Here is a 26,079-nt window from a genome sequence, read left to right as displayed (position 1 = left end):
GCGAAGCCGATCAGGCAGCTTCGGTCGTATGGGCCTTGCGGACTTCGTCGTCCGTCAGGATGCCGCTGGCGCGGAGCAGAGCGGCGAAGCGGCCGTTCGAGTGGCTGAGCTCATCGAAGCTGCCGTGCTCGACGATGCGGCCGTTATCCAGGAACAGCACCATATCCGCCTCGCGGACCGTCGAGAGACGGTGGGCGATGATGAAGGTGGTGCGGTTCTGGCGCAGGTTGTCGATCGCCGCCTTGACGCGGGCTTCCGTCTCGACGTCGAGAGCGGAGGTCGCCTCGTCCAGCACCAGGATCGGCGCATCCTTAAGAATGGCTCGGGCGATCGCGATACGCTGGCGTTCACCGCCGGAGAGCTTGTTGCCGCGCTCGCCGACATGGGTGTCGTACTGCTCGTCGCGGTTCTCGATGAAGTCGGCAGCGGCAGCCGCTTCGGCGGCGCGGCGCATATCCTCTTCCGAAGCGTTCTCGCGGCCGAGGCGGATATTGTCGCTGATCGAGCGGTTCAACAGGCCCGCGTCCTGGAAGACGGTGGCGATATAGCGGCGCAGCGACTTGCGCGTGACCTTGCTGATATCGTGGCCGTCGACGAGGATCTGGCCGCCCTGCGGGTCATAGACGCGTTGGAGCAGGTTGACGAGCGTCGTCTTGCCAGCGCCGGTCGGGCCGACGATCGCAACCGTCTGGCCGGCCTTCACCTTGAAGGAGACGTTGTGCAGGCCCTGCGAGCTGTTGGCGAAGCCGAAGGAGACGTCGTTGAACTCGACATCACCCTTGACGTCCTTGATCTCGCCGTTGCCGGCCGGCTCTTCGCGTTCGCGGACGGAATCTTCCAGATTGTAGAAGTCTTCCAGCTTCGAACGGGCTTCGAAAATCTGCGTGGCGAACTGACGCATCAGGTCAAGGCGGGCAATCAGCAGGTTGGCGAAGCCAATGAAGGCGATAACGTCGCCGACGCGCAGTTCGCCGTTCTGGACGAGCACGGTGCCGATGACGAGCACGACCATCATGGCGATCGTCGAGGCCATGCGGTTCAGCGCGCTCGCAAGCGCCCACCAGTCGAGTACCGGATACTGCGCCTGCAGCAGGCGATCGGCGAAGGACTTCAGCGCACGCGTCTCGGCATCGATGCGGTTATAGCTATGGAGAACCGAGACGTTGCTGATGGAATCGCTGACATGGCCGAAGACGGTATGATAGTGGTTTTCGACCGAAGCCTGGCCGTCCTTGGTGCGGCTCATGACCACACGGCCGATGATCCAATAGGCGATACCGAGCACGATCAGGACTGCGGAGAGGCGCAGATCCATGGACATTGCGGTCGGAATGAGCAGACCAAGCGCAATGACCGTCGAAAGATGGTTGCGCATGAACTCCAGCCACAGGCCGAACAGGGTTTCGCAAGCGCGCAGCAGCGTGTGCAGCGCGTTGGATGTGCCCCGCTGGTGGTGCCAGGAAAGCGGCATGGAGATGATGCGGCCGAATGCCTCGGTCAGAAGCGTCGCGCGGCGGCCATGGGCCAACCTGTCGGCTTCGCGTGCCACGAGGACGAACGCTATGGTGTTGAAGACGGCAAACGCCGCCCACATCATGAGGATCGGCTTGACCTCGCCCTTGCCGGAAATCGCATCGATGATACGGCCGAATAGTATCGGCTCGGCGATGGTGATGGCCGCCAATACGATATTCGCGATAACGACGAGGGATACGCGGAGCTTGTAGGCGCCAAGATAGCGCAGAGCCCTTGCATAGACCTTGAATAACGACACGTCGGGACCTCTTTTGCATCTGCGAAAAAACGGGATGGTGCGATGCTACAAAGATCTACCTGAACCGACGATTAACGGGATATTCAGGTTTGGAATCCGGCTTCGAAATTCGCGCGTACGGTGCGATCGCTCAGTGCGATAAGTGACCATAGTTTCGAAATTGTTGCTTAGGCATACATCGCGACAATTTGCGCTTGCATTCCCTGGAGCGTCTAGCGCACCATCCAGTTTGTGAACTGCAATTTTTTAATAAAGACCGTTCAGCGGCGGGTTATCAGGCCTGCTCCGGCGGCCTCGTTGGTCCGGGCAAGGGGCATTTTGTGCAAATTCATTCTTTAATTCAATTACTTGTGATTCTAGAGGAACATTCCGACAGCGAAAGCGCGATCGAAGAACTCGACAAGGTGATCCGCGCGAGCGGATTCGATTTCTATGGTCTGCTTCGCCACCCCAAGCAGGGAGACAACCCATGGAGTGTGACTATGGCCAGCCGGTGGCCGGACAGATGGTCACACGTCTATGCAGTGAAAAAATATGTGCTCGTCGATCCGACCGTGCGGTATCTTGCACATGCGCAGCGGCCCTTCCGCTGGCGCGACAGCATGGCCGCTTTTAGGGCCGACCCGCATCAGCGCCGCATGGAGCAGATGATGGTCGATGCCTTCGGCCATGGGCTGGAAGACGGCTATGTCTTCCCGATCTATGGACGAAACGGCATCTTGGGCAGCCTCAGCCTCGGCGGTAAGCCCGTTGAGCTTTCACCGGCTGAAATCTCGCTTTTCGAGGCGATCGCCCGCAAAACCTTCTGGCGGCTGCTCGATCTGCAGGGCGAAGCTGCGACGCTGGAAACGGTGCCGATAACCGACACACAGCTGACCCGGCGCGAAATGGAAATCCTGCATTATCTCGCCGAGGGTATGACGTCGATGGAAATCAGCAAGCATCTGAAGATCTCCAATCATACGGTCGACTGGTACATGAACGGTCTGCAGGATAAGCTGAAGGCCAAGAACCGGCAGCAGGCGGTGGCGCTTGCTTTCCGGTATGGTTTGATTACCTGAGATCCAGAGAAATTCTATTTCGTCGAGACGAGGGAAATTGAACTTTCTGTAACAGCACGTTAAGAATTCTCTTCGCGGGTGCAGCATGGCCCGTTTTTCGTGCTTTGAGGAGAGTACATTGCCCATATCGAAGATCCTTGTCGCCAACCGTTCCGAAATCGCCATCCGCGTCTTCCGCGCGGCCAATGAGCTCGGAATAAAAACGGTCGCGATATGGGCTGAGGAAGACAAGCTGGCGCTGCACCGCTTCAAGGCCGACGAGAGCTATCAAGTCGGCCGCGGCCCGCATCTCGCCCGTGATCTCGGCCCGATCGAAAGCTATCTTTCGATCGACGAAGTGATCCGTGTCGCCAAGCTTTCCGGCGCCGACGCCATTCATCCGGGCTACGGTCTGCTTTCGGAAAGCCCCGAATTCGTCGATGCCTGCAATGCTGCAGGCATCACCTTCATCGGCCCGAGGGCCGATACTATGCGTCAGCTCGGCAACAAGGTGGCAGCGCGCAATCTCGCCATTTCCGTCGGCGTTCCGGTCGTTCCGGCGACTGAGCCGCTGCCTGACGATATGGCGGAAGTTGCCAAGATGGCTGCCGCGATCGGCTATCCCGTGATGCTGAAGGCGTCCTGGGGCGGCGGCGGTCGCGGCATGCGCGTCATCCGCTCCAAAGCAGATCTCGCTCGCGAGGTAACCGAGGCCAAGCGCGAGGCGATGGCTGCTTTCGGCAAGGACGAAGTCTATCTCGAAAAACTCGTCGAGCGCGCCCGCCACGTCGAAAGCCAGATCCTCGGCGATACGCACGGCAATGTCGTGCATCTCTTCGAGCGCGACTGCTCCATCCAGCGCCGTAACCAGAAGGTCGTCGAGCGCGCGCCCGCCCCATATCTGTCGGAAGCGCAGCGTCAGGAACTTGCCGCCTATTCGCTGAAGATCGCGCAGGCGACGAACTACGTCGGCGCCGGCACCGTCGAGTATCTGATGGATGCCGATACCGGCAAATTCTACTTCATCGAAGTCAATCCGCGCATCCAGGTCGAGCATACGGTCACCGAAGTCGTGACCGGCATCGATATCGTCAAGGCGCAGATCCACATCCTCGACGGTTTCGCGATCGGCACTGAGGAATCCGGCGTGCCGAAGCAGGCGGATATCCGCCTCAACGGCCATGCGCTGCAGTGCCGCATCACGACGGAAGATCCGGAGCACAATTTCATTCCGGACTATGGCCGCATCACTGCCTATCGTTCGGCATCGGGCTTCGGCATCCGCCTCGACGGCGGCACGTCCTATACCGGCGCGATTATTACCCGCTACTACGACCCGTTGCTGGTGAAGGTGACGGCTTGGGCGCCGAACCCGCTGGAGGCGATTTCGCGCATGGACCGCGCACTGCGCGAATTCCGTATTCGCGGTGTTGCCACCAACCTGACCTTCCTGGAAGCGATCATTACGCATCCGAAGTTCAGAGATAACACCTATACGACCCGTTTCATCGACACCACGCCTGAGCTCTTCCAGCAGGTCAAGCGCCAGGACCGTGCCACCAAGCTTTTGACCTATCTCGCCGATGTCACCGTCAACGGGCATCCCGAGGCGAAGGATCGGCCACGGCCATCGCAGGATGCCGCCAAGCCGGTCGTACCCTACGCAGACGGCGGCAAGATCCCCGATGGTACGAAGCAGCTTCTCCACCAGCTCGGTCCGAAGAAATTCGGCGAGTGGATGCGCGAGCAGAAGCAGGTGCTGCTGACCGATACGACGATGCGCGACGGTCACCAGTCACTGCTCGCCACCCGCATGCGCACCTATGACATTGCCAAGATCGCCGGCACCTATGCGCATGCGCTGCCGAATCTCTTGTCGCTGGAATGTTGGGGTGGTGCGACTTTCGACGTCTCCATGCGCTTTCTGACCGAGGATCCATGGGAGCGTCTGGGGCTGATCCGCGAGGGAGCTCCCAACCTGCTGCTGCAGATGCTGCTGCGCGGCGCGAACGGCGTCGGCTACAAGAACTACCCCGACAATGTCGTCAAATACTTCGTCCGACAGGCCGCCAAGGGCGGTATCGACCTTTTCCGCGTCTTCGACTGCCTGAACTGGGTGGAGAATATGCGCGTGTCGATGGATGCTGTGGTCGAGGAGAACAAGCTCTGCGAGGCAGCGATCTGCTATACGGGCGATATCCTCAATTCGGCGCGACCGAAGTATGACCTGAAATATTATACGGATCTTGCCGTCGAGCTCGAAAAGGCCGGCGCGCATATCATCGCGCTGAAGGACATGGCGGGCCTCCTGAAGCCGGCCGCGGCCAAGGTGCTGTTCAAGGCGCTGCGCGAGGCAACCAGCCTGCCGATCCACTTCCACACGCATGATACGTCGGGCATTGCCGCGGCCACGGTTCTTGCTGCCGTGGATGCAGGCGTCGATGCCGTCGATGCAGCGATGGATGCACTGTCAGGTAATACCTCGCAGCCCTGCCTAGGCTCCATCGTCGAAGCGCTGCGTGGCTCCGAGCGCGATCCGGGCCTCGATCCGGAATGGATCCGCCGCATCTCTTTCTATTGGGAAGCGGTTCGCAATCAATATGCGGCCTTCGAGAGTGACCTCAAGGGACCTGCTTCGGAAGTCTACCTGCACGAAATGCCGGGCGGCCAGTTCACTAACCTCAAGGAACAGGCCCGTTCGCTAGGGCTCGAGACCCGCTGGCACCAGGTGGCGCAGGCCTATGCCGACGCCAACCAGATGTTCGGCGATATCGTCAAGGTGACGCCGTCGTCCAAGGTCGTTGGCGATATGGCGCTGATGATGGTGAGCCAAGACCTGACAGTTGCCGACGTCGTTAGCCCGGATAGGGAGGTTTCCTTCCCTGAATCGGTGGTCTCGATGCTGAAGGGCGATCTCGGCCAGCCCCCATCAGGATGGCCGGAGGCGCTGCAGAAGAAGGCGCTGAAAGGCGATCAGCCCTATACGGTGCGCCCTGGCTCGTTGCTTGACGATGCCGACCTCGACGCGGAGCGCAAGGCGATCGAGACCAAGCTGGAGCGTGAGGTCAGCGACTTCGAGTTTGCCTCCTACCTGATGTATCCGAAGGTCTTCACCGATTTCGCATTGGCTGCGGACACTTATGGTCCGGTCTCGGTGCTGCCGACGCCCTCCTATTTCTACGGCCTCAAGGATGGCGAAGAGCTGTTTGCCGATATCGAAAAGGGCAAGACGCTGGTCATCGTGAACCAGGCGATGAGCGGTACCGATAGCCAGGGCATGGTCACCGTCTTCTTCGAACTCAATGGCCAACCGCGCCGCATCAAGGTGCCGGATCGGGCGCACGGCGCTTCGGGGGCTGCGGCCCGCCGCAAGGCGGAAGCCGGCAATGCCGTCCATGTCGGGGCGCCGATGCCAGGCGTCATCTCGCGTGTCTTCATTGCGCCTGGCCAGGTCGTCAGTGCCGGTGACGTACTCGTCTCCATCGAGGCGATGAAGATGGAAACGGCGCTGCATGCGGAAAAGGACGGCACGATTTCGGAAGTCCTGGTCAAGGCCGGCGACCAGATCGACGCCAAGGATCTGCTCGTCGTCTATGCCGGTTAAGAAGACGACGGACGATCGTTTCCGGCATCACCCGATTGTGTACGATCGTGTCGTTAAAAAGCTGATTTTTCTATGAGTTAGCAGCCTTCTCGCCTTGCCGGGCGAGGAGGCTTTCTCATAGACTTGAGCTCCCATCACCGCCCCCAAGATCAATCAGGGATCATCTCATGAGCAAGTTGAAGATTGCCGTCATCGTTGGCAGCACGCGTATTGGCCGTTTCGCTGAACATCCGGCCAAGTGGATCGCCGAGCTCGTCGACCAGCGTTCCGATCTCGAAGTCGAGGTTCTCGATCTTCTCGACTACCCGATGCATTTCTTCGGCGAAGCGCGCGCCACCACGGCGGAAAGCGAAACCGCCGAGCGCTGGAAGAAGAAGCTGCGCGAATTCGACGGCTTCATCTTCACGGTCGCCGAATATAACCATGCTCCGACGGCTGTTCTGAAAAACGCGATCGATCTCGGCGAATTCATCCATAAGCCGGTCGGCTTCGTCGGTTACGGCGGCGTCGGTGGCGCACGCGCCGTCGAGCAGCTTCGTCTGGTCTTCGTCGAAATGAGTGCAGCTTCTGTCAGGACGGGGGTACACATCGCGTTCAGCGAATATCTTGCCGTTCTGAAGGAAGGCAAGAGCCTCGGCGATTACGCGCATCTGAACGAAGCTGCCAAGAACCTGCTCGATCAGCTGACCTGGTGGGGAAATGCGCTGAAGGCAGCACGTGCCGTCGTCACTGCCGCCTGATCGGGATTTCCGTATGCTGGGATTTCGCATCCCGGCATCGCCTCAAATATCGTAGGTATGAGCGGCGTTGATGGTAGAGATGAAGCGCTTGGTGCGCTCCTTCTCCGGCGTATTGAAGATCGCTCTGGCGCTGCCGGTTTCCACCACGCTGCCGGCCTCCAGAAAAACCACGTCATTGGCAATCTTGGAGGCGAGGCGAAGATCATGGGTCGCCATGACCATGGTCGTGCCTTCCCTGGCAAGCTGACCCAGCACATCCACCACTTCCGCTGACAGTTCCGGATCAAGCGCAGACGTCGGCTCGTCGCAGAGCAATACGCGCGGCGAAGGCGCAAGAGCGCGGGCGATCGCCACGCGCTGCTGCTGGCCGCCGGAGAGCGTCGAGGGCCAGGCATCGGTCTTGTGCGCCATGCCGACCTTGGTCAGCAGCTCCATGGCGCGTTCGCGCGCCTTTTCCCTTGGCCATTTCAGCACTGTGACCAGACCTTCCATGACGTTTTCGATCGCCGTCTGATGCGGAAAGAGCTGAAAGTTCTGGAACACCATGCCGGTCTGACGACGGATCTTCTGAATTGCCTGCCAGCCGACACGCTTGCCGGGCGTGAAAGAGAGCGTTTCTTCGCCGAGGCGGATGGTGCCTACAGTCGGAATCTCCAGGAGATTGATGCAGCGGAGCAGGGTGCTCTTGCCGCCGCCGGAGGGGCCGACGAGGGCGGTAACGCTGCCTTCCGGGATGCGGATGCTGATATCCTTCAAGATGACGGCGTCGCCGAAGCGCTTTTCGATATTGGAAAGCTCGATCATGCATTTGCCTCCAGCATTCCGCCATAACGGGCGAAGCGACGCTCCAGCCGCTGCTGCAGCGTCGAGAGTACGGAGCTCAAGGCGAGATAGATCAGCGCCGCCTCGATATAAAGGATCAGCGGTTCGTAGGTGGTCGCGACGATGCGCTGCGCGGCCTGGAAGAGCTCGGGTACTGTGATGGCTGCTGCGAGCGAGGTATCCTTGACCAGTGAAATGAAGGTATTCGACAGCGGCGGTACTGCGACGCGGGCGGCTTGTGGCAGGATGGTGCGGCTCATGGCCTGGCGCCAGCTCATGCCGATGGAATAGGCCGCTTCCCATTGGCCCTTGGGCACAGAGGAGATGACGGCACGGATGATTTCGGAGCTATAGGCGCCGATATTCAGCGTGAAGCCGATGAGCGCTGCCGGGAAGGCGTCGAGCAGGATGCCGATGCTCGGCAGGCCGTAGAAGATCACGAAGAGCTGGACGAGCAGCGGCGTGCCGCGGATGACCCAGACATAGAAACGGGCAATGGCTGCAACAGGCGCGGGTCCGAAAAGACGGGCGATGGCGGTGATCAGTCCCAGGATCAGGCCGAAGGCGAAGGAAAGCAAGGTCAAGGGGATGGTAAAGATCAGCCCCGCCCAGAGGAGCGAGGGAAGCGATTCCGCCATCAGTTGGAGCCAGTGCGGCAAGGGCGTGTCCTCAAGAAAAGACGCGTCCGGCGAGTGTTCGCCGGACGCTTTCTCATGCAGCTATAAATGATATGGCGGCAGCGCGAAACCGCCGGTGTCAGGACTTACTTCGAAACGTCCTGGCCGAAATACTTGTCGGCGATCTTCTTGTAGGTGCCATCAGCCTTGATATCGGCGAGCGCCTTGTTGATCGCTTCGAGCAGTTCCGGCTCGCCCTTGCGGATGATGATGCCGGAATAGTCGGCATTTTCCTGCTGGGCCACGATCTTCACTGGAGCGTCCGGCTTGTGCTTCTTGAAGTCCAGGAAGGAGAGGCTGTCGTTGATCGTTGCGTCGGCGCGCTTCGTCAGGACGAGCTGGATCGACTGATCGAAGCCGTCGGTGCCGACGAGTTCGGCGCCCGCTTCCGTGGCGATCTTGCCGAAGTTGCTGGTCAGCGACTGGGCGGACTTCTTGCCCTTGAGATCGGCGAAGGTCTTGATGCTGTCGTCGCCGTCGCGAACGATCAGTACGGCCTTCGACGCGATATAGGGTTCGGAGAAGTCGTACTTCTGCTTGCGTGCGTCGGTGATACCGACCTGGTTGATGACGGTGTCATAACGCTTGGCGTCGAGGCCGGCGATCAGGCCGTCCCATTTGCCTTCGATGAACTCCGCCTTGACGCCGAGCTTGGCGGCCACCGCTTCGCCGATCTCGACGTCGAAGCCGACGAGCTTGCCGCTTTCGTCATGATAGGTGAAGGGCGCATAGGTGCCTTCCGTGCCGATCTTGAAGACGCCGGCAGACTTGATGGCGTTGAGGTTTTCGCCGGCATGGGCGGGCAGCAGGGCTGCAGCCTGAATGAGGGCGGCGGCGGCGACGGTTTTCAACCAGTTCATTGTTCTATCCATCCTTGGGAAGATTGTGTTCGGATGGTCGATACATCGCAGAAAATTGCGGTATCGAAAGCGTAGAAAACTGCAAATAAAAGCGGCAACTGCGAATATTTTTCTCAAGCTGCCACTCTGACCACGAATCTGGCTGAAACCGGTATCAGGCCACGGCGCGACGACGCAATTTTTCGCTGACGATGATGATCAAGCCCGCGCCAAGAATCATCACCGCACCAACGACGACATTCTGCGTGGGTACATCAGCCCAAATCAGATAGCCGAGGATGAAGGCCCAGACGAGCGATGTATATTCGAAGGGCGCGAGCACCGACACTGGAGCCTGACGCATGCCTTCAAAGAGGGCGAACTGGGCGCAGCCGGCGACGACACCGGTGCCGATGAGCAGGGCGAGTTGCGTGAGAGTTGGGGTCTGCCAGGTGTAGATCACGGCAATACCGGTCATTATGAGGAAGAAGACGTTGGAGACCGCAAGCTGGATGATAGTCTTCTCATGCAGCGAGGTTTTGCGCAGCAATACCATGGCGGAAGCCCAGAGCACGGCTGCCTGCAGCGCCAGATAGACCGGCCAGGAGATCGTGAGCCCGACGGGATTGCTGGCGATGAGCACACCGACGAAGCCGACACCGACCGCTAGCCAACGGGCGGGGGTGACCTCTTCCTTCAGGATGAACCAGGCGAGCAAGGTGCCGACGACAGGCGCTGCGTAATAGAGCGTCGTGACCTCGGCGAGCTGCAGATGACTTGCGGCCGTGTAGTATGAAAGCCATGCACAGAGCAGAAGGATGCTGCGGGCAATCATCGGCTTGATGATCGGCGAGGTGATCGCCTGATGCACAAGTTTGCTGCGGCCATAGGCGAGGCAGCCGAGAAGGATGGTGAGGCTGCGGAAGAACAGGATCTGCCAAACGGGAATGCTCGCCGTCAAAACCTTGACGATCGCATCATGGAAAGTGAACGCCATATAGGCGGCGGTCGTGAGCAGGATGCCCAGGCTGACGGAGTTTTTCACGGGGATGTACCAGAGGCGGGCTATGCCGGCGGGAATCGGGAATGCCTGATCGATAGTCCTGCCCCCGGACACGGTCAATATGCGAGATTTCGCCCTGTTCGTGGAGCTTTGTTTCAGAGCGTCAGAAAACGTGTGATCGTGCATGTTGCGTGCACGGTTATCAGTGTTTATGCATGATTTCAGATTTTGAAGGGTTGATCCGGTATAAACATGCAAGATTTCCTGTTGCGGGAACGCCAGACTGTCATTTCCGAGCGACTGAAGACGCATGGCCGCGTGCTGGCTGCAGAACTGGCACTCGAATTCGGCGTCTCGGAGGATACGGTGCGGCGCGATCTGCGCGAGATGGCGGCGGCAGGGCTCTGTGAGAGGGTATATGGCGGAGCGTTGCCGATTTCGCCGGCGCACGGAAGTCTGACCCAGCGCATGAGCTTTGCTGCCGACCGGAAACAGGCGCTGGCCCGCGCCGCGGCAGAGGAAATCGTCGCAGGTACGACGGTATTCTTCGATGCCGGCAGCACCAATCTGGCGATTGCCAATGCTCTGCCGGCCGATCTTCCGTTGACCGCTGCCACAAATGCGCCGGCGATTGCCGCGGCCCTGATCGAGAAGCCCGGTGTAAACGTGATCCTGATCGGTGGTCTGGTCGACCGCCAGACCGGCGGATCGCTTGGCGCAAAAGCCTTGCGGGACATGGAGCAGCTAGCGCCCGACCTTTGCATCCTGGGCGCCTGCGGCGTCGATATCGAGGCGGGTTTGACGACATTCGGCTTCGAGGATGCGGAGTTCAAGAGGTTCGCCACATCCAGGAGCAAGCGGGTCATGGTCGCTGCGACATCGGAAAAATTCGGTACGGCTGCGCCACACAGCGTTCTGCCGGTCGCGCATTGCGAATGCCTTATCGTCGAGCACGATGCGGATGCCGCCATGCTCGAACAATACCGTGCACGCGGGTGCCGGACGATCATTGCGGATAAGACGGCTTGAGACCGTTCCGCCTTTTACAGGGATCGGGCAGGCAAGCCCGATCAAGAGGAAAGACAAGGAAATGGATAATAATGTGAGTGCAGCGCCGTGGGTACGGAGCGGCTTCATTACCAGGAGCAGAGCGGCGGTCTCGCTGCTCTTTCTCATGAATGGTTTCGTCGTCGGCTGCTGGGCGCCGAAGATTCCCGACTTTGCCGAGCGGCTGGGACTCACCAAGTTCGAGCTTGGGCTGATGATTCTCGTCTTCGGTTTCGGCTCGCTGGTGATGATGCCAATCGCCGGCGCGCAGATCGCCAAGCATGGTTCACGCGTTGTCGTGCGGGTGCTTGCCGTCTGTTTGCTGCCAATGCTTCTGGCGCTGACGCTGTCTCCCAACGTCATCACAGGGGCGATCTCGCTCTTTCTGTTCGGCGGTTTCATGGGCGCGATGGACGTGGCAATGAACGCCAATGCCGTGGCGGTGGAAAAATCCATGCGCCGCGCGATCATGTCATCCTGCCATGCGTTCTGGAGCCTTGGCGGTCTGATAGGCTCCGGCCTTGGCGGCCTGGTGATCTCCAGGCTCGGCATTCTCGGCCACGCGGAACTGGCGACCGTGCTGGCCGCTATCTTCCTTGCCGTCGCCTGGCCGATGGTTCTGGCCGATCCGCCGCATCCCGATACCAAGAAGGAGAAGACGAAGCTGCCGATGGTGCCGCTGCCGTGGCTGCTCGGCGTTATGGCGCTGTTCTGTATGGTGCCGGAAGGTGCTGTCCTCGACTGGGGTGCGCTTTATCTCAGGCAGGAAATGGGTGCGTCGGTTGCCCTCTCCGGCCTCGGCTTTGCGGCCTTCTCGGCGGCCATGGCGACCATGCGCTTTGCCGGCGATCTCGTCCGCGATCGTCTCGGCGGGGTTAAGACGCTGCGCATCTGCACGCTCTTTGCCATCGTCGGCATGCTGCTTGCTAGCCTTGCGCCGAATGCCGAAATCGCCATCATCGGCTTCGCACTTTGCGGTATTGGTATTTCGAACATGGTGCCGATCGCGTTTTCGGCGGCGGGCAACATCCCCGGCCTGAAGCCCGGTATCGGCATCTCCGTCGTCACGACCCTGGGCTATTCCGGCATGCTGGTGGCGCCTTCGGTGATCGGCTTCGTGGCCGAGCATGTGGGTTTTGCGGCCGTCTTTATGGCGCTGCCGGTGCTGCTGCTCGTGGTTCTCGCATTCTCCAGGCTCGCGCAATATGCCGACGGGGTCTCGGGCGGCGGCCACTGAGCCGCCTCCAAACAAAAGTGATATACGGGGCGGTTGACAAGCTCGCGGGCTTGATCCACCTGAAAGGCTCTGTTTTCCGGGTGTAAGAGCTCTTTATGTCTGCTTTTGATTTCGATCCGAAACCGCGCCGCGCTTCCGTTGCCGTCGATGTCGGCGGTGTCATCGTCGGCGGCGGTGCGCCGGTCGTCGTGCAATCCATGACCAACACCGATACGGCGGATGTGGATTCCACGGTTGCGCAGGTGGCCGCACTCCATCGCGCCGGTTCGGAGCTGGTGCGCATCACCGTCGACCGCGACGAAAGCGCTGCCGCCGTGCCGAAGATCCGCGAGCGGCTGCTGCGCCTCGGCATGGATGTGCCACTGATCGGCGACTTCCACTATATCGGCCACAAGCTGCTTGCCGATCATCCGGCCTGCGCCGAAGCGCTGGCGAAGTATCGCATCAATCCCGGCAATGTCGGCTTCAAGGACAAGAAGGACAAGCAGTTCGCCGAAATCATCGAGATGGCGATCCGCTATAACAAACCGGTGCGCATCGGGGTCAACTGGGGTTCGCTGGACCAGGAACTGCTGACGCAGCTGATGGACAAGAACCAGGCCGAAGGATCGCCGCTTTCGGCCCGGCAGGTGACGCACGAGGCGATCGTGCAGTCGGCGCTGCTGTCTGCCCAGCTTGCCGAAGAGATCGGCCTGCCGCGCAACCGCATCATCCTGTCGGCCAAGGTCAGCCAGGTTCAGGATCTGATCGCCGTCAATTCCATGCTCGCCGAACGCTCCAACCATGCGCTGCATCTCGGCTTGACCGAAGCCGGCATGGGCACCAAGGGCATCGTCGCCTCTTCGGCTGCCATGGGCTATGTGCTGCAGAACGGCATCGGCGATACGATCCGCATTTCGCTGACGCCGGAGCCGAATGGTGACCGCACCCGCGAGGTGCAGGTGGCGCAAGAACTGCTGCAGGTCATGGGTTTCCGCCAGTTTGTGCCTGTCGTCGCGGCCTGTCCCGGCTGTGGACGCACGACCTCGACGGTATTCCAGGAGCTCGCGCAGAACATCCAGAGCGACATCCGCAAGAACATGCCGATCTGGCGTGAGAAATATCCGGGTGTAGAAGCACTCAATGTCGCCGTGATGGGCTGTATCGTCAATGGACCGGGCGAAAGCAAACATGCCGATATCGGCATTTCGCTTCCCGGCACCGGCGAGACGCCGGCTGCCCCCGTCTTCATCGACGGCAAGAAGGCCCTGACGCTGCGCGGCCCAAATATCGCCTCGGATTTCGAGGCGCTCGTCATCGACTATATCGAGAAGCGTTTCGGCCAGAAGACGGCAGCGGAGTAATCACTCCGCTTTTCGATGAACTGGAGCAGGGCTGGATGGTACCGCCCTTCCTCTGTCTCAATTCTTGCGTTCGGCCACGAAGTGGGCCGTGGCGATCAGCACTGCGGCGCGTTCACCATAGGGGGCGAGCAGCTCTTCTGCGTCCTCGACATGCTGACGCAGCCGCTTCTCCGCCCATTCCATGCCGTGAAGCGCCACCAGCGTTCCCTTGCCGCGGGCGGCATCTTTGCCGGTCGCCTTGCCCATCGTCTTGATATCGGAGATCAGGTCGAGAATATCATCGGCAAGCTGGAAGGCGAGGCCGATCTTCTCGCCGAAGCGGCGCAGGCGCTGCCGGTCTTCGGCCGAAGCGCCGGCAATGATGGCGCCGGCCTCGCAGGCGAAGCGGATCAGCGCACCCGTCTTCATCGCCTGCAGGCGGATGATGCCAGCTTCATCGGGCGCCTGCTTTTCCGCTGCAAGATCAAGGGCTTGCCCGCCGGCCATGCCGCCGAGGCCCGCGGCGCGGGCGATCGCCAGAACGAGTTCTGTCTTGCTGCGGTCCGGCAGGTCGGTTTCCGGGGCTGCGATGATGTCGAAGGCGTAGGTCAGCAGGCTGTCGCCGGCCAGAATGGCGGTCGCTTCGTCGAATTTGATGTGTACGGTCGGCTTGCCGCGGCGCAGGTCGTCGTCGTCCATAGCGGGCAGATCGTCGTGAACGAGCGAATAGCAATGGATGCATTCGAGTGCTGCGCCGACGCGAAGTGCTGCCTGCCTGTTGCCGCCGAGAAGTGCTGTGCTTTCCACGACAAGAAAGGGGCGCAGGCGTTTGCCGCCATTCAGGACGGCGTAGTGCATGGCGCTACGCAAGAGGTCGGGACGGGCGATCTCGTCGGACAGTACGGTGGGAGAGAGCAGGAGATCGAGCAGCGCCTCGATCTCAGCGGCGCTGTTTTTCAACCGTGTCTCGAATGTTTCCCGCTTAGCGTCCATGCGCGCTCTTTGGCACGGCAGAACGGCTGCTGGCAACGGAATTGTCGATCGCCGCGTCAAGATTTCCGCTGCACTCTGGCAATGATGGTTTTCAGGCGGTATGACAACGACAAGGGCGAAATCGGACTGGGACATTGGATATAGCGCCGCAGACAGAGGAGAGCGTCGAGGCGCCGGTTCGCCGGCGCTGGGTTGGAGACCGCCAGGTGCTGAAGCGCATTGTTCTTGCCGTTCTGGCGGTGATGCTTTTTCCCTATGTGCTGATCCTTCTCTATCTGCTGCCCTTCATCCATCCGGTTTCGACGCTGATGCTGCGCGATCTCTTGCTTCTGCGCGGTTATGACCGACGGTGGGTGTCGATCGACGATGTTGCGCCTGTGCTCGTGCAATCGGTGATGATGTCGGAAGACGGGCAATATTGCTTCCACGGCGGTGTCGACTGGGGCGAGATGCGTATGCTGGTCGAAGACACGCTGAAGGGCCAGGAGACGCGTGGCGGCAGCACCATTCCCATGCAGACGGCGAAGAACCTCTTCCTCTGGAACAGCCGCTCCTTCATCCGCAAGGGATTGGAACTGCCGCTGGCTGTCGGCTCCGATTTCGTCTGGTCGAAGCGACGGCTGATGGAGATTTATCTCAATATCGCCGAATGGGGGCCAGGCATTTACGGTATCGAGGCGGCTGCGCAATATCACTTCAAGGTGCCTGCCTCGAAGCTTACGCGCCGCCAGGCATCGTTGCTTGCGGTTTCGCTACCGAACCCGATCGATCGCAATGCCGGAAAACCCGGACGAGGGCTGCGCAGGCTTGCAGCGCTCATCGAACGGCGGGCGCAGGGCTCGGGCGATTACATCAAGTGCATCTATGATTGAATCAGAACTTGTCGTTGGAAGCGGCAAGCGTCATCTGACATTCTTGATCCTGCCATATGGGCGAATGCATCAGCAATCAAAGCCCCGAGTCGCCCATGACCACCACGACACTTTCGCCCGAGCTTCTCCAGTATTCGAAGACCCATAATCCGGCTCCGCCGCGGCATCTCGGCTCCCGCTACCAGAAGCTCGGCGGCTTCCTGCCCGAGCGGGGTAACACGATCGTCTGCCATCCCCCGAGGGGCTCACGAACGCAGCAGGTGCTGATCGAAGCGCGTGAGAGATATCTGGCGATGCCCGAGGCACCACAATTCATCTTCACGCCAATCACCAGCCTCCATATGACGCTTTTTGAAGGCGTGATCGAGACCGGCCGCAAGGAGAACCATTGGCCTGATAATATTCCGCTCGATACGCCGATCGATGACATGACAGAGCTCATGGGCGCGCGGCTCGAAGGCTTCAAGATGTTCGATCCCTTCAAGGTCGCGATCGTCGAAGCCCGTCCGTCCGGCCTGCTCCTCGAGGGTGCGACAGAGGATGACCGCAAGGTTATGCGCGCCTGGCGCGACGCATTCGCCGATCTCCTGGGTTACCGTCAGCCCCACCATGAGAATTACAAGTTCCACATGACCTTCACCTATGCGATCGAGCGGCTGGAAGACGAGGCGCTGCCGCGCTGGCAGGCAATGCTTGACGAGGTGACAGAGGATATCCGCAGCAGGGCGCCGGTACTGGAACTCAACCCGCCGGCCTTCTGCGTGTTCGAGGATATGAACCACTTCCACGAACTGCTGATCTTCGATTTCGAACCCTGACAGGAACACACCATGGACAAGCTGACGCTCTATATCGCCAACAAGAACTACTCTTCCTGGTCCTTCCGGCCGTGGATGGCGCTGACGGGCGTCGGCATCGATTTCGAAGAGGTGCTGATCCCCTTCGATTATCCAAACAGCAATCCCAATATCAAGGCGGTCTCTCCGAGCGGCCATGTGCCCCTGCTGCAGCATGGTGCGCTGAAGATCTGGGAATCCTTCGCGATCATCGAATATGTAGCCGAGCTTTACCCAAATGCCGGGTTGCTGCCGAAGGATCGCGCCGAGCGGGCGCTCGCCCGTTCGGCCTCCATGGAGATGATGTCGAGCTTCCGGGCGCTGCGCAGCGCCTGCCCGATGAATATTCGCCGCCCGAAGGGCAAGATCGCGCTGCCTGACGGCGTCTCTGCCGATATCAGTCGCATCGAGACAATCTGGCGCGACCTGCTGCAGAAATCCGGTGGACCGTTCCTCTTCGGTGCATTCAGCGGAGCGGATGCGATGTTTGCGCCCGTCGTCAATCGCTTCGATATCTATGATCTCGTCAGCAGCACCGATATACTGGCCTACATGAGCGCGATGAAGGCGCATCCGGCCTGGCGGAAGTGGGAAGAAGCAGCCCGAGCCGAGCCGTGGATTGTGCCGGAAGACGAAGTCTGAGCAGACAATCAGAGGCATCGCAAAAAATACATATGGGGACTGGTCAAGGCCGCCCCTTGCATGTATAAGCGCGCAAAATTCCGAAATCGCGACATGTCCGTTTCGGCCGCCAGTCTGGCCGTGGGAATGTTTTGCCCGCAAGTGGAGTAAGAGAAATGGCTGTACCGAAGAGAAAAACGAGCCCGTCCAAGCGCGGCATGCGCCGTTCGGCTGATGCGCTGAAGGCTCCGACCTATGTCGAAGACAAGAACTCCGGCGAACTGCGCCGCCCGCACCATATCGATCTAAAGACCGGTATGTACCGTGGCCGCCAGGTTCTGACGCCGAAGGAAAGCGCATAATTCTTTATGCGGCTTGTCCGATGAAAGTTTTGAAGGCCGGCTCTATGCCGGCCTTTTCTTTTCAAGATATTATAATCTTCAGTGCCTTGAAGTGAGACGGTGATGTCAGGCAGTATTCCCTAGAGATCTGGGAGATATTTCTGCATGATTACCGTAATGCCGCTGATGGTTATTCCATTTATTCTTTACAATCTGGCGATGCTGGGCCTGATGGGTGGCGGCGGCATTCCCTCGCTCCAGCACGATGTGATCGTACTGTCGATGCTTTCGGGAGCGATCTGGAGTATGGCGCTCGGCGATCTTTTCATCGTCGTGGCGCTCGTCGTACTCTTCTTCGAGATCTTGAAGGCGACCCGGAACGCTTCCGGCAACCTCATCAACCACATGCTGTCGATGCTGGTCTTCATCGCCTTCCTGGTCGAGTTTCTTCTCGTCCAGGATGCGGCGACCCAGGTCTTCTTCATCCTGATGACCATTGCGCTGATCGACGTGATCGGCGGCTTTGCGGTGTCGATCCGCAGCGCCGGCCGGGACGTTTCTATCGGCCTATAGGTTGTCGAGCTTGTTCTGCAGCGCGCGAAGCTGTTCCTTCAGCTCGTCGATGTCCTTCGCCTCCGCCTTGCGGCTTTCCTTGGGCGGCGGCGTCATGAAGGGTGAGAACATCTGCATGGCCTGCTGGAACATCTCGGTATTCCGGCGGACCTGTTCCTCGACCATTTGCATGGGAAGCTGCAGGTTCTTGCTGAGCGGCGTTTCGCCGAAGGCACGGTTCACCTGCTCACGGATCTGCGACTGCTGTTCCGTGAAGGCGCGCATGGAATGTTCCAGGAAGCTCGGAACGACCATCTGCATCTGGTCGCCGTAGTAGGTGATCAGCTGACGCAGGAAGGAGATCGGAAGCAGCGTGTTGCCGGTCTTCGATTCCTGCTCGAAAATAATCTGGGTCAGTACCGAATGCGTGATGTCGTCACCGCTTTTGGCGTCCTGAACGACAAAATCCTCCCCCTTCTTCACCATCTCCGCCAGGTCTTCCAGCGTCACATAGGTGCTGGTGCCTGTATTATAGAGGCGGCGATTGGCATATTTCTTGATTACGATCTGACCCTCAGTCTTCGCCATATCAGTCTCCCGAACCCCGTCTGATTGTATGGATACTCCTCCACCAGAGACTGTAGACGCAAAAGAAGGGCGGTGACAATCTCTTTGTGCGATGCGGCAAGCCCTTTCCCTGTACGGATAAATCCATTTGAGGGCGCTGCAGCAAATGGTGGAATAGTCTTGGCATTTGACTTGCGCCTGCAGCTTTGTCAGTTTCCACTTATATGTGTGACGAGAAACGAGGAAACCACCCCATGAGCAGTTCATCCGTCGTCATCGCCAGCGCAGCGCGCACCGCTGTCGGTTCCTTCAACGGTGCTTTCGGCACAATTCCCGCTCACGAGCTCGGCGCTGCCGCCATCAAAGGCGCGCTGGAGCGGGCAAGTGTTTCCCCTGAAGACGTGGACGAGGTCATCCTTGGCCAGGTCCTGCAGGCGGGCGAGGGCCAGAACCCCGCTCGCCAGGCGGCGATGAAGGCCGATGTTCCCAAGGAGGCGACGGCCTGGAGCGTCAACCAGCTCTGCGGTTCCGGCCTGCGTGCCGTTGCCCTCGGCATGCAGCAGATCGCGCTCGGTGATGCGAAGATCATCGTCGCCGGCGGTCAGGAATCCATGTCGATGGCGCCACACGCGGCACATTTGCGCGGCGGCGTGAAGATGGGCGACATGAAGATGATCGACACCATGATCAAGGACGGTCTAACCGACGCCTTTTACGGCTATCACATGGGCGTTACTGCTGAAAATATCGCACGCCAATGGCAGCTTTCACGCGACGACCAGGACCACTTCGCCGTCGGCTCGCAGAACAAGGCGGAAGCCGCACAGAAGGCTGGCCGCTTCCGGGACGAAATCGTTCCCTTCATCATTCAGGGCCGCAAGGGTGACGTAACCGTCGATGCCGACGAATATATCCGCCACGGCGCGACGCTGGAGGCCATGGGCAAGCTGCGACCCGCCTTCGACAAGGATGGCACGGTGACCGCGGCGAATGCCTCCGGTCTTAACGACGGCGCTGCCGCAGCCGTGCTGATGAGCGAAGCGGAAGCGTCGCGTCGCGGCATCCAGCCGCTTGCCCGCATCGTTTCCTGGGCAACAGCCGGTGTCGATCCGCAAGTTATGGGGACCGGCCCGATCCCTGCTTCCCGCAAGGCGCTGGAAAAGGCCGGCTGGTCCGTCGGCGATCTAGACCTCGTCGAGGCCAATGAAGCCTTCGCGGCCCAAGCCTGCGCCGTGAACAAGGATCTCGGCTGGGATCCTGATATCGTCAACGTCAATGGCGGCGCGATCGCGATCGGTCATCCGATCGGCGCTTCGGGTGCGCGCGTCCTCAATACGCTCCTCTTCGAAATGAAGCGCCGCGGCGCCAAAAAGGGTCTCGCCACGCTTTGCATCGGCGGCGGCATGGGTGTCGCGATGTGCTTCGAGGCAATGTAAATAGCGTACAATGCATGTTTCTTGAGGCCTGCCCGAGAGCGGGCTGACAATAACTGGGGAGCGGAACATGAGCAGAGTGGCTTTGGTCACTGGTGGTACGCGCGGCATTGGCGCGGCAATTTCGATGGCTCTAAAGAATGCCGGCTATAAGGTTGCTGCCAACTATGCCGGCAATGATGAAAAGGCCAAGGCATTTCATAATGTTACCGGCGTGCCCGTCTTCAAGTGGGACGTGTCCGACTATCTTGCCTGCGGCGAAGGTATTGCGAGGGTCCAGGCCGAACTCGGCCCGGTCGAGATCCTCGTCAACAATGCCGGCATCACGCGCGATGCGATGTTTCACAAGATGACGCCGCAGCAGTGGCATGAGGTGATCAATACCAACCTCACCGGTCTCTTCAACATGACGCACCATGTGTGGAGCGGCATGCGTGACCGCAGCTTCGGCCGCATCGTCAATATCTCCTCCATCAACGGCCAGAAGGGCCAGATGGGGCAGGTGAACTATTCTGCCGCCAAAGCCGGCGACCTCGGGTTTACCAAGGCGCTTGCCCAGGAAGGTGCGGTCAAGAACATTACCGTCAATGCCATCTGCCCCGGTTATATCGGGACGGAGATGGTGCTTGCGGTGCCGGAAAAGGTGCTGAATGAGAAGATCATTCCGCAAATCCCGGTCGGGCGCCTCGGCGAACCCGAGGAGATCGCGCGCTGCGTGACCTTCCTCGTTTCCGAGGATGCCGGTTTCATTACCGGTTCGACGTTGACGGCCAATGGCGGTCAGTTCTTCGTCTGAACCTATTTCTTCTGGCTGTGGGCGTAGTTGCTCGGGAAGCTGCCGGCACTGTCATAGGGGCCGGCAGATGCGCCATAGGCCGCGAGGGCAATGGTGATGAGGGCGGCGATTGCGATGATCTTGTTCATAGTCTTATCTCCCTGCAGACGGGCGCTCGTATAGTTGCCGTTACGCGGTTCGGTTCATTGATGGCGTCAGGCGTTGGGATGGCGCCGTCTATTGGCTTTGACGGGCACTTTCTGGACGGCGCGGTCCTGGCTGCGGAGGGCGGCGACTGCCGTCGTGAGGAAAGCCGAGGCGATCAGGACGGCGACGGCGGAATTCAGGAAAATCTGGGCCATGGTAGCGTTCCTTTTCTTTCACGGGCGACACAGGCTCTGCTCTTGTGATGTTGAAAGGAATATGCGCTTGGTCCCGGTGGCGCGGTAGATTTGACTTCAGCGACCGATCGTCAACGCGGCGTTGACGACAAAAGCGCGCAAGAAAAACGGGCGCCGAAGCGCCCGTTCAAAATTTCCGATGGGCCGATGCTGATTAGCGGCAACGCGCTTCGTAACGGCGGCCGTAACGGTCGCGATAGATGCAGTAGCCTTGACGTTCGACCGAATGGCCGATCAGTGCGCCTGTCAGACCGCCGGCGACTGCGCCGACTGCCGCGCCACCCCAGCTGTTGCTGACGGCGCCGCCGATGATGGCGCCCGTGCCCGCACCAATCGCCGTGCCCTGCTCCGTCGGGGTGCAGGAGGCGAGAGCGCCAATGAGAGCGCAGCTAAGAACAATCTTTTTCATGTCTAACTCCCCAGGTTACCGGCCTTTAAATTCGGCCCATCAGTACAAGAATGATAATGATGACGAGAACTAACCCCAAACCACCGGAAGGTCCATAGCCCCAGCCGCGGCTATAACCCCAATTCGGCAAGGCGCCGACCAATAACAGAATAAGGATAATAAGAAGTATCGTGCCAAGCATGGTTTTTGTCCTGCCTCATTCTCATTTCGACTGGACTAGAAACCCGCATCCGCGATTTTTGTTCCCGGCTAAACTCTCAGAATATCACGGCGGCGTTATCACCATTGCGACAGAAGCCGTATTTAGCCGGTTCCTTCGAAAGCAAGTCGGCGAAATGCTATCTAGTATTTTCCGGGTATGGTTAAAATTCTCTTTGAATACAATATGTTGCGGTGAACAAAGCAGGAAAATGAAGATGTCTCCGATTCGTCGGCGATTCGTTCCGGCTTTGATCAGCCATGACTTTCCTCAGCCTGTCGGCGCCAGCCTGCTTAAGGCTCCGTAAATTCGGCATGCAAAATATTAATGCGATCCGACCGCTCGGAACGGCTGCGGCAAACCCGGAACCCGTATGTTGGGATCGGTGGCGAAAGTGCCCACAAGATCTCGCCGTGAACGAAAGGGGAAAACCTCGAGATCGGCGATTCGTCTCCGATTCGTTCCGGCTTTGGTCGAAGCGTTAATTTCGGGCTTGACCTTTGCGCCTTTACGATGCGGAAAAAAGCGTTAATCGCGGTTGCCAGCATTTGTTCTCAGGCGAGTCTGCGGATTCAGCATCTAGTGTAAAAAAGCGATTCAAAATCAATACTTAGCCGTGAACAAAAGCTGAATCCGCCGGAGTCAGCGATTCGTCTCCGATTCGTTCTCAAGCTGTTCCGAATCTTAAATCAAGGACTTAGCGGGCTGTGACTTCCGTGCTCAATCCCAAGTCTATTTCAAATCTGCCCTTGCGTTTGAAGCTTCGGCTGTCCATGTGTTCTGTGCCTCATTCGCAGCTCCGACTTGACCCTGGGGCGTCACCGCCTCACTTGCATGGAATATGACCCTGACTTCGCAGCCGATGATACTGAGCGGGCGCGGCGTGACCGCGGTGCTCGGGCCGACCAATACCGGCAAGACCCATTATGCGATCGAACGCATGGTGGCGCATGGGACGGGTGTCATCGGCCTGCCGCTCCGCCTGCTGGCGCGCGAAGTCTACACGCGCGTGGTCGAAAAGGTCGGCGCCCACAACGTGGCGCTAGTGACCGGCGAAGAAAAGATCTCGCCGCCGAATGCGCGTTTCTCGGTCTGTACGGTCGAAGCGATGCCACGGGAAACCAAGGCAGCCTTCGTCGCCATCGATGAAGTGCAGCTCGCTGGAGATCTCGAGCGCGGCCATATCTTTACAGACCGCATCCTGCACCTGCGCGGGCGCGAGGAGACGCTTCTGCTAGGTGCTGCCACAATGCGGCCGATCCTGCAGCAGCTTCTGCCGGGGATTACGGTCACGGAGCGGCCGCGGCTTTCCCACCTTCTCTATGCCGGGCAGAAGAAGATCACCCGGCTGCCGCAGCGTTCGGCAATCGTCGCCTTCTCGGCGGACGAAGTTTATGCGATCGCGGAACTGATCCGGCGCCAGCGCGGCGGTGCGGCTGTCGTGCTCGGAGCGCTCAGCCCCCGCACCCGCAATGCGCAGGTCGCGCTCTATCAGGAGGGCGACGTCGAATATCTCGTCGCGACCGATGCGATCGGCATGGGTCTCAATCTCGATGTCGACCATGTGGCCTTCGCGCAGGACCGGAAGTTCGACGGGTATCAATTCCGCAACCTCAACCCCGGCGAACTCGGCCAGATCGCTGGCCGCGCCGGCCGTCATGTGCGTGACGGAACCTTTGGCGTAACCGGCCAGGTTTCACCCTTCGACGAGGAACTGGTGCAGCGCATCGAGGGCCATGAGTTCGACAATATCAAGGTTCTGCAGTGGCGTACCAAGGATCTCGATTTTTCCTCGATACAATCCCTGCGGGCAAGCCTTGAGACCGGCCCCCGCGTACCGGGTCTGACCCGGGCGCTGCCGGCCGTCGACCAGCAAGCGCTCGAACATTTGTCGCGCTATCCGGAAATTATTGATCTCGCTAGCACGCCGGCGCGGGTCGAAAAGCTCTGGGAGGCTTGCGCTCTGCCGGACTATCGGCGCATAACGCCTGCGCAACATGCCGATCTTATTTCTACCCTCTTTTCCGATCTAGTGCGCTATGGCACGGTGAACGAGCAGTTTCTAGCCGAACAGGTTCATCGTTCGGATCGGACGGATGGAGAAATTGACACGCTTTCGGCGCGAATCGCGCAGATAAGGACCTGGACCTATGTATCGAATCGGCCCGGCTGGCTTGCCGATCCGACACACTGGCAGGAAAAGACGCGGGAAATCGAAGATCGATTGTCCGATGCGTTACATGAAAGGTTGACGAAACGCTTTGTTGATCGCAGGACATCTGTGCTCATGAAGCGCCTGAGAGAGAATGCGATGCTGGAAGCTGAAATCAGTGTGAATGGCGATGTCTTTGTTGAAGGACATCATGTGGGGCAGTTGACCGGGTTCCGTTTCACGCCTGTTGGGGGAACGGACGGGCCGGATGCCAAGGCGGTTCAGGCTGCGTCGCAGAAGGCGCTTGCTCTCGAATTCGAAGCTCGTGCCGCACGCTTGCATGCCGCAGGCAATGCCGATCTGGCGATCGGATCGGATGGACTCGTCCGGTGGCTCGGCGATCCTGTCGGCCGCCTTTCGGGCAGCGATCATGTGATGCGTCCGCGTGTCATCCTGCTTGCCGACGAGCAGCTCACGGGCAATGCGCGCGACCATGTCGCCGCCCGTATCGAGCGCTTCGTCAATCATCATATCAGCACGGTGCTGAAGCCGCTCGACGACCTGTCGCGCGCCGAAGACCTGCAGGGCCTTGCCAAGGGGCTTGCCTTCCAGCTCGTCGAGAATCTCGGCGTGCTCTTCCGCCGCGACGTGACGGAAGAAGTGAAGTCTCTGGATCAGGATGCGCGCGCTTCCATGCGCCGATACGGCATTCGCTTCGGCGCTTATCATATCTTCGTGCCGGCGCTTCTGAAGCCGGCGCCGGCGGAGCTCATCACCCTGCTCTGGGCGCTGAAGAATGACGGTCTCGACAAGCCGGGCTACGGTGATCTCATTCCGGTGCTCGCCGCCGGCCGTACCTCTGTGGTCACCGATCCGAGCTTCGAGCGTATGTTCTACAAGCTCGCGGGCTTCCGTTTCCTCGGCAAGCGCGCCGTGCGCATCGACATCCTGGAGCGTCTTGCCGATCTCATCCGTCCGCTCCTGCAGTGGAAGCCGGGTCAAGGCACGCGTCCCGAAGGCGCCTATGACGGTCGCCGTTTCACGACGACGACGGCGATGCTATCCATTCTCGGCGCGACGCTCGAAGACATGGAAGAGATTCTCAAGGGTCTCGGCTACCGCGCCGATGCCGTGAAGGCCGAAGAGGCAGCCGCATTCCTCGCAACGCAGGATGCAGCATCCGTTCCGGCTTCAGCGGTGACTGAGGCCGCAGCAGAGGAAACGGCTGAAAAGGCCGACCACGATGACGCAGACGGCGCTTCGGAAGAAACGCCCGCTGTCGAAGCCGCACCTGTAGCTGAGGAAACGCCTGCAGTTGCCGAAGATTCGGCTGAGGCGGGCGAAGCTGCAGAGCCGAAGCCGGTTCTCCTGTGGCGCCTCGGTGGCCGCAACGAAAACCAGCGCCAAGCGCGCGGCCATGGCGACCGCCGCGGCGGACAGGGCCAAGGCCAGGGTCAGGACCGCGGTGAGCGCAACAATCGCCGTCAGGGCGGTGGCGAAGGTGGCGAGAGCCGGGACGGTAATCGCAACAACAACCGCAACCGGGATGGCGGCAATCGCGACGGTAACCGGGAAGGCGGCAATCGTGACGGCGGCAATCGTGATGGGGGCAGGCCTCAGCATGCGCGTAATGACCGCAACGAGCAGCGCGGCGACCGTCAGGACCGCAAGGATCGTGGCGATCGCAACGACCGCAACAACAATCGCGGCAATTCGCAGCCGCTGCGCTTCGAGGCCAAGCCGCCGCGCAAGGAGAAGCCGATCGATCCGGATTCGCCGTTTGCCAAGCTTGCAGCGCTCAAGGAGCAGATGAAGAAGTAGTC

Annotated in this window: 25 protein-coding genes; 14 read left to right on the top strand and 11 right to left on the bottom strand. The window is 59.8% G+C overall.

From position 1 onward, the window contains the following. Positions 1 to 10: 10 nt before the first annotated feature. Positions 11 to 1,774, bottom strand: a complete 1,764-nt coding sequence (locus tag AB8B33_RS21875; protein ID WP_113319853.1) for a glucan ABC transporter ATP-binding protein/ permease — start codon at positions 1,772 to 1,774, stop codon at positions 11 to 13. Positions 1,775 to 2,094: 320 nt separating this feature from the next. Here AB8B33_RS21875 and AB8B33_RS21870 point away from each other — a divergent pair, with 320 nt between their 5' ends. The 3 genes from AB8B33_RS21870 to AB8B33_RS21860 all read left to right on the top strand — a co-directional run bounded on the left by AB8B33_RS21870 (position 2,095) and on the right by AB8B33_RS21860 (position 7,158). Beyond that, entirely contained in the window at positions 2,095 to 2,835 is a 741-nt protein-coding gene (locus AB8B33_RS21870) for a LuxR family transcriptional regulator (protein ID WP_113319852.1), read from the top strand. Positions 2,836 to 2,953: 118 nt separating this feature from the next. Next, a complete protein-coding gene (gene pyc, locus AB8B33_RS21865; protein ID WP_439016865.1) occupies positions 2,954 to 6,418 on the top strand; it encodes a pyruvate carboxylase in 3,465 nt (1,154 codons plus the stop codon). Between the two features lie 167 nt (positions 6,419 to 6,585). After that, the gene (locus tag AB8B33_RS21860) at positions 6,586 to 7,158 is read left to right on the top strand and encodes an NAD(P)H-dependent oxidoreductase (RefSeq protein WP_113319850.1); all 573 of its coding nucleotides are present in this window, start codon (positions 6,586 to 6,588) and stop codon (positions 7,156 to 7,158) included. A 42-nt stretch (positions 7,159 to 7,200) separates the two neighbouring features. On the opposite strand, the gene AB8B33_RS21855 is transcribed toward AB8B33_RS21860, so the two are convergent. From AB8B33_RS21855 to AB8B33_RS21840, 4 genes are all read right to left on the bottom strand, one after another. Next, entirely contained in the window at positions 7,201 to 7,962 is a 762-nt protein-coding gene (locus AB8B33_RS21855) for an amino acid ABC transporter ATP-binding protein (RefSeq protein ID WP_113183627.1), read from the bottom strand. Continuing rightward, on the bottom strand, positions 7,959 to 8,639 hold the full coding sequence (locus AB8B33_RS21850) for an amino acid ABC transporter permease (protein ID WP_113183626.1): 681 nt from the start codon (positions 8,637 to 8,639) through the stop codon (positions 7,959 to 7,961). Before AB8B33_RS21850 ends, AB8B33_RS21855 begins: the two co-directional genes overlap by 4 nt. 104 nt (positions 8,640 to 8,743) lie before the next feature. Further along, positions 8,744 to 9,517, bottom strand: coding sequence for an amino acid ABC transporter substrate-binding protein (locus tag AB8B33_RS21845; protein WP_439016864.1), 774 nt, complete (start codon positions 9,515 to 9,517; stop codon positions 8,744 to 8,746). Positions 9,518 to 9,671: 154 nt separating this feature from the next. Continuing rightward, positions 9,672 to 10,541, bottom strand: a complete 870-nt coding sequence (locus AB8B33_RS21840; RefSeq protein WP_310385396.1) for a DMT family transporter — start codon at positions 10,539 to 10,541, stop codon at positions 9,672 to 9,674. 210 nt (positions 10,542 to 10,751) lie between these two features. Between AB8B33_RS21840 and AB8B33_RS21835 the strand changes: the two genes are divergently transcribed. The 3 genes from AB8B33_RS21835 to ispG all read left to right on the top strand — a co-directional run bounded on the left by AB8B33_RS21835 (position 10,752) and on the right by ispG (position 14,126). Continuing rightward, positions 10,752 to 11,528, top strand: a complete 777-nt coding sequence (locus AB8B33_RS21835; RefSeq protein ID WP_439016863.1) for a DeoR/GlpR family DNA-binding transcription regulator — start codon at positions 10,752 to 10,754, stop codon at positions 11,526 to 11,528. A gap of 61 nt (positions 11,529 to 11,589) precedes the next feature. Beyond that, on the top strand, positions 11,590 to 12,783 hold the full coding sequence (locus tag AB8B33_RS21830) for an MFS transporter (RefSeq protein ID WP_439016862.1): 1,194 nt from the start codon (positions 11,590 to 11,592) through the stop codon (positions 12,781 to 12,783). A gap of 95 nt (positions 12,784 to 12,878) precedes the next feature. Continuing rightward, positions 12,879 to 14,126: a flavodoxin-dependent (E)-4-hydroxy-3-methylbut-2-enyl-diphosphate synthase gene (ispG, locus tag AB8B33_RS21825; RefSeq protein WP_439016861.1), complete on the top strand. Its 1,248-nt coding sequence runs from the start codon at positions 12,879 to 12,881 to the stop codon at positions 14,124 to 14,126. A gap of 57 nt (positions 14,127 to 14,183) precedes the next feature. On the opposite strand, the gene AB8B33_RS21820 is transcribed toward ispG, so the two are convergent. Next, positions 14,184 to 15,098: a polyprenyl synthetase family protein gene (locus tag AB8B33_RS21820; RefSeq protein WP_439016860.1), complete on the bottom strand. Its 915-nt coding sequence runs from the start codon at positions 15,096 to 15,098 to the stop codon at positions 14,184 to 14,186. 134 nt (positions 15,099 to 15,232) lie between these two features. Here AB8B33_RS21820 and mtgA point away from each other — a divergent pair, with 134 nt between their 5' ends. From mtgA to AB8B33_RS21795, 5 genes are all read left to right on the top strand, one after another. Then, on the top strand, positions 15,233 to 15,970 hold the full coding sequence (mtgA, locus tag AB8B33_RS21815; RefSeq protein ID WP_439016859.1) for a monofunctional biosynthetic peptidoglycan transglycosylase: 738 nt from the start codon (positions 15,233 to 15,235) through the stop codon (positions 15,968 to 15,970). Between the two features lie 95 nt (positions 15,971 to 16,065). Further along, on the top strand, positions 16,066 to 16,788 hold the full coding sequence (locus tag AB8B33_RS21810) for a DUF1868 domain-containing protein (RefSeq protein WP_439016858.1): 723 nt from the start codon (positions 16,066 to 16,068) through the stop codon (positions 16,786 to 16,788). A 12-nt stretch (positions 16,789 to 16,800) separates the two neighbouring features. Beyond that, positions 16,801 to 17,448 carry a glutathione S-transferase family protein gene (locus AB8B33_RS21805; protein ID WP_439016857.1) on the top strand — a complete coding sequence of 216 codons (648 nt, stop codon included), beginning with the start codon at positions 16,801 to 16,803 and terminating at the stop codon, positions 17,446 to 17,448. Between the two features lie 155 nt (positions 17,449 to 17,603). Continuing rightward, a complete protein-coding gene (rpmF, locus tag AB8B33_RS21800; RefSeq protein WP_003543812.1) occupies positions 17,604 to 17,789 on the top strand; it encodes a 50S ribosomal protein L32 in 186 nt (61 codons plus the stop codon). 144 nt (positions 17,790 to 17,933) lie between these two features. Continuing rightward, positions 17,934 to 18,341, top strand: a complete 408-nt coding sequence (locus tag AB8B33_RS21795) for a hypothetical protein (RefSeq protein ID WP_439016856.1) — start codon at positions 17,934 to 17,936, stop codon at positions 18,339 to 18,341. On the opposite strand, the gene phaR is transcribed toward AB8B33_RS21795, so the two are convergent. After that, entirely contained in the window at positions 18,336 to 18,908 is a 573-nt protein-coding gene (gene phaR / locus AB8B33_RS21790) for a polyhydroxyalkanoate synthesis repressor PhaR (protein WP_113319841.1), read from the bottom strand. The genes AB8B33_RS21795 and phaR overlap by 6 nt on opposite strands. 233 nt (positions 18,909 to 19,141) lie before the next feature. Between phaR and AB8B33_RS21785 the strand changes: the two genes are divergently transcribed. Both AB8B33_RS21785 and AB8B33_RS21780 read left to right on the top strand, forming a co-directional pair. After that, positions 19,142 to 20,323 carry an acetyl-CoA C-acetyltransferase gene (locus AB8B33_RS21785; protein WP_439016855.1) on the top strand — a complete coding sequence of 394 codons (1,182 nt, stop codon included), beginning with the start codon at positions 19,142 to 19,144 and terminating at the stop codon, positions 20,321 to 20,323. A 67-nt stretch (positions 20,324 to 20,390) separates the two neighbouring features. Next, positions 20,391 to 21,116 carry a beta-ketoacyl-ACP reductase gene (locus AB8B33_RS21780; RefSeq protein ID WP_439016853.1) on the top strand — a complete coding sequence of 242 codons (726 nt, stop codon included), beginning with the start codon at positions 20,391 to 20,393 and terminating at the stop codon, positions 21,114 to 21,116. 2 nt (positions 21,117 to 21,118) lie between these two features. Here the strand turns inward: AB8B33_RS21780 and AB8B33_RS21775 are convergent, their stop codons facing one another. The 4 genes from AB8B33_RS21775 to AB8B33_RS21760 all read right to left on the bottom strand — a co-directional run bounded on the left by AB8B33_RS21775 (position 21,119) and on the right by AB8B33_RS21760 (position 22,086). Next, positions 21,119 to 21,244 carry a hypothetical protein gene (locus AB8B33_RS21775; RefSeq protein WP_439016852.1) on the bottom strand — a complete coding sequence of 42 codons (126 nt, stop codon included), beginning with the start codon at positions 21,242 to 21,244 and terminating at the stop codon, positions 21,119 to 21,121. Between the two features lie 66 nt (positions 21,245 to 21,310). Next, on the bottom strand, positions 21,311 to 21,457 hold the full coding sequence (locus AB8B33_RS21770; RefSeq protein WP_439016851.1) for a hypothetical protein: 147 nt from the start codon (positions 21,455 to 21,457) through the stop codon (positions 21,311 to 21,313). 193 nt (positions 21,458 to 21,650) lie between these two features. Next, positions 21,651 to 21,905 carry a YMGG-like glycine zipper-containing protein gene (locus AB8B33_RS21765; RefSeq protein WP_132655954.1) on the bottom strand — a complete coding sequence of 85 codons (255 nt, stop codon included), beginning with the start codon at positions 21,903 to 21,905 and terminating at the stop codon, positions 21,651 to 21,653. A 25-nt stretch (positions 21,906 to 21,930) separates the two neighbouring features. After that, positions 21,931 to 22,086, bottom strand: coding sequence for a DUF3309 family protein (locus AB8B33_RS21760; protein WP_007825451.1), 156 nt, complete (start codon positions 22,084 to 22,086; stop codon positions 21,931 to 21,933). Between the two features lie 859 nt (positions 22,087 to 22,945). Here AB8B33_RS21760 and AB8B33_RS21755 point away from each other — a divergent pair. Then, on the top strand, positions 22,946 to 26,077 hold the full coding sequence (locus tag AB8B33_RS21755) for a helicase-related protein (protein WP_439016850.1): 3,132 nt from the start codon (positions 22,946 to 22,948) through the stop codon (positions 26,075 to 26,077). Positions 26,078 to 26,079: the final 2 nt, after the last annotated feature.

The organism is Rhizobium sp. 768_B6_N1_8 (assembly GCF_051811225.1).
GTDB lineage: Bacteria > Pseudomonadota > Alphaproteobacteria > Rhizobiales > Rhizobiaceae > Rhizobium.
This window is presented reverse-complemented; position numbering and strand designations above follow the sequence as displayed.

What these genes read in the sequence shown, in the direction of transcription:
- AB8B33_RS21835 (WP_439016863.1), top strand. Translation starts at nt 10,752, where the DNA reads ATGCAAGATTTCCTGTTGCGGGAACGCCAGACTGTCATTTCCGAGCGA.
- ispG (WP_439016861.1), top strand. Translation starts at nt 12,879, where the DNA reads ATGTCTGCTTTTGATTTCGATCCGAAACCGCGCCGCGCTTCCGTTGCC.
- AB8B33_RS21795 (WP_439016856.1), top strand. Translation starts at nt 17,934, where the DNA reads ATGATTACCGTAATGCCGCTGATGGTTATTCCATTTATTCTTTACAAT.
- AB8B33_RS21770 (WP_439016851.1), bottom strand. Translation starts at nt 21,457, where the DNA reads ATGGCCCAGATTTTCCTGAATTCCGCCGTCGCCGTCCTGATCGCCTCG.
- AB8B33_RS21830 (WP_439016862.1), top strand. Translation starts at nt 11,590, where the DNA reads ATGGATAATAATGTGAGTGCAGCGCCGTGGGTACGGAGCGGCTTCATT.
- AB8B33_RS21855 (WP_113183627.1), bottom strand. Translation starts at nt 7,962, where the DNA reads ATGATCGAGCTTTCCAATATCGAAAAGCGCTTCGGCGACGCCGTCATC.
- AB8B33_RS21820 (WP_439016860.1), bottom strand. Translation starts at nt 15,098, where the DNA reads ATGGACGCTAAGCGGGAAACATTCGAGACACGGTTGAAAAACAGCGCC.
- phaR (WP_113319841.1), bottom strand. Translation starts at nt 18,908, where the DNA reads ATGGCGAAGACTGAGGGTCAGATCGTAATCAAGAAATATGCCAATCGC.
- AB8B33_RS21845 (WP_439016864.1), bottom strand. Translation starts at nt 9,517, where the DNA reads ATGAACTGGTTGAAAACCGTCGCCGCCGCCGCCCTCATTCAGGCTGCA.
- AB8B33_RS21775 (WP_439016852.1), bottom strand. Translation starts at nt 21,244, where the DNA reads ATGAACAAGATCATCGCAATCGCCGCCCTCATCACCATTGCCCTCGCG.
- AB8B33_RS21785 (WP_439016855.1), top strand. Translation starts at nt 19,142, where the DNA reads ATGAGCAGTTCATCCGTCGTCATCGCCAGCGCAGCGCGCACCGCTGTC.
- AB8B33_RS21760 (WP_007825451.1), bottom strand. Translation starts at nt 22,086, where the DNA reads ATGCTTGGCACGATACTTCTTATTATCCTTATTCTGTTATTGGTCGGC.
- AB8B33_RS21805 (WP_439016857.1), top strand. Translation starts at nt 16,801, where the DNA reads ATGGACAAGCTGACGCTCTATATCGCCAACAAGAACTACTCTTCCTGG.
- AB8B33_RS21755 (WP_439016850.1), top strand. Translation starts at nt 22,946, where the DNA reads ATGACCCTGACTTCGCAGCCGATGATACTGAGCGGGCGCGGCGTGACC.
- AB8B33_RS21810 (WP_439016858.1), top strand. Translation starts at nt 16,066, where the DNA reads ATGACCACCACGACACTTTCGCCCGAGCTTCTCCAGTATTCGAAGACC.
- AB8B33_RS21780 (WP_439016853.1), top strand. Translation starts at nt 20,391, where the DNA reads ATGAGCAGAGTGGCTTTGGTCACTGGTGGTACGCGCGGCATTGGCGCG.
- rpmF (WP_003543812.1), top strand. Translation starts at nt 17,604, where the DNA reads ATGGCTGTACCGAAGAGAAAAACGAGCCCGTCCAAGCGCGGCATGCGC.
- AB8B33_RS21765 (WP_132655954.1), bottom strand. Translation starts at nt 21,905, where the DNA reads ATGAAAAAGATTGTTCTTAGCTGCGCTCTCATTGGCGCTCTCGCCTCC.
- AB8B33_RS21860 (WP_113319850.1), top strand. Translation starts at nt 6,586, where the DNA reads ATGAGCAAGTTGAAGATTGCCGTCATCGTTGGCAGCACGCGTATTGGC.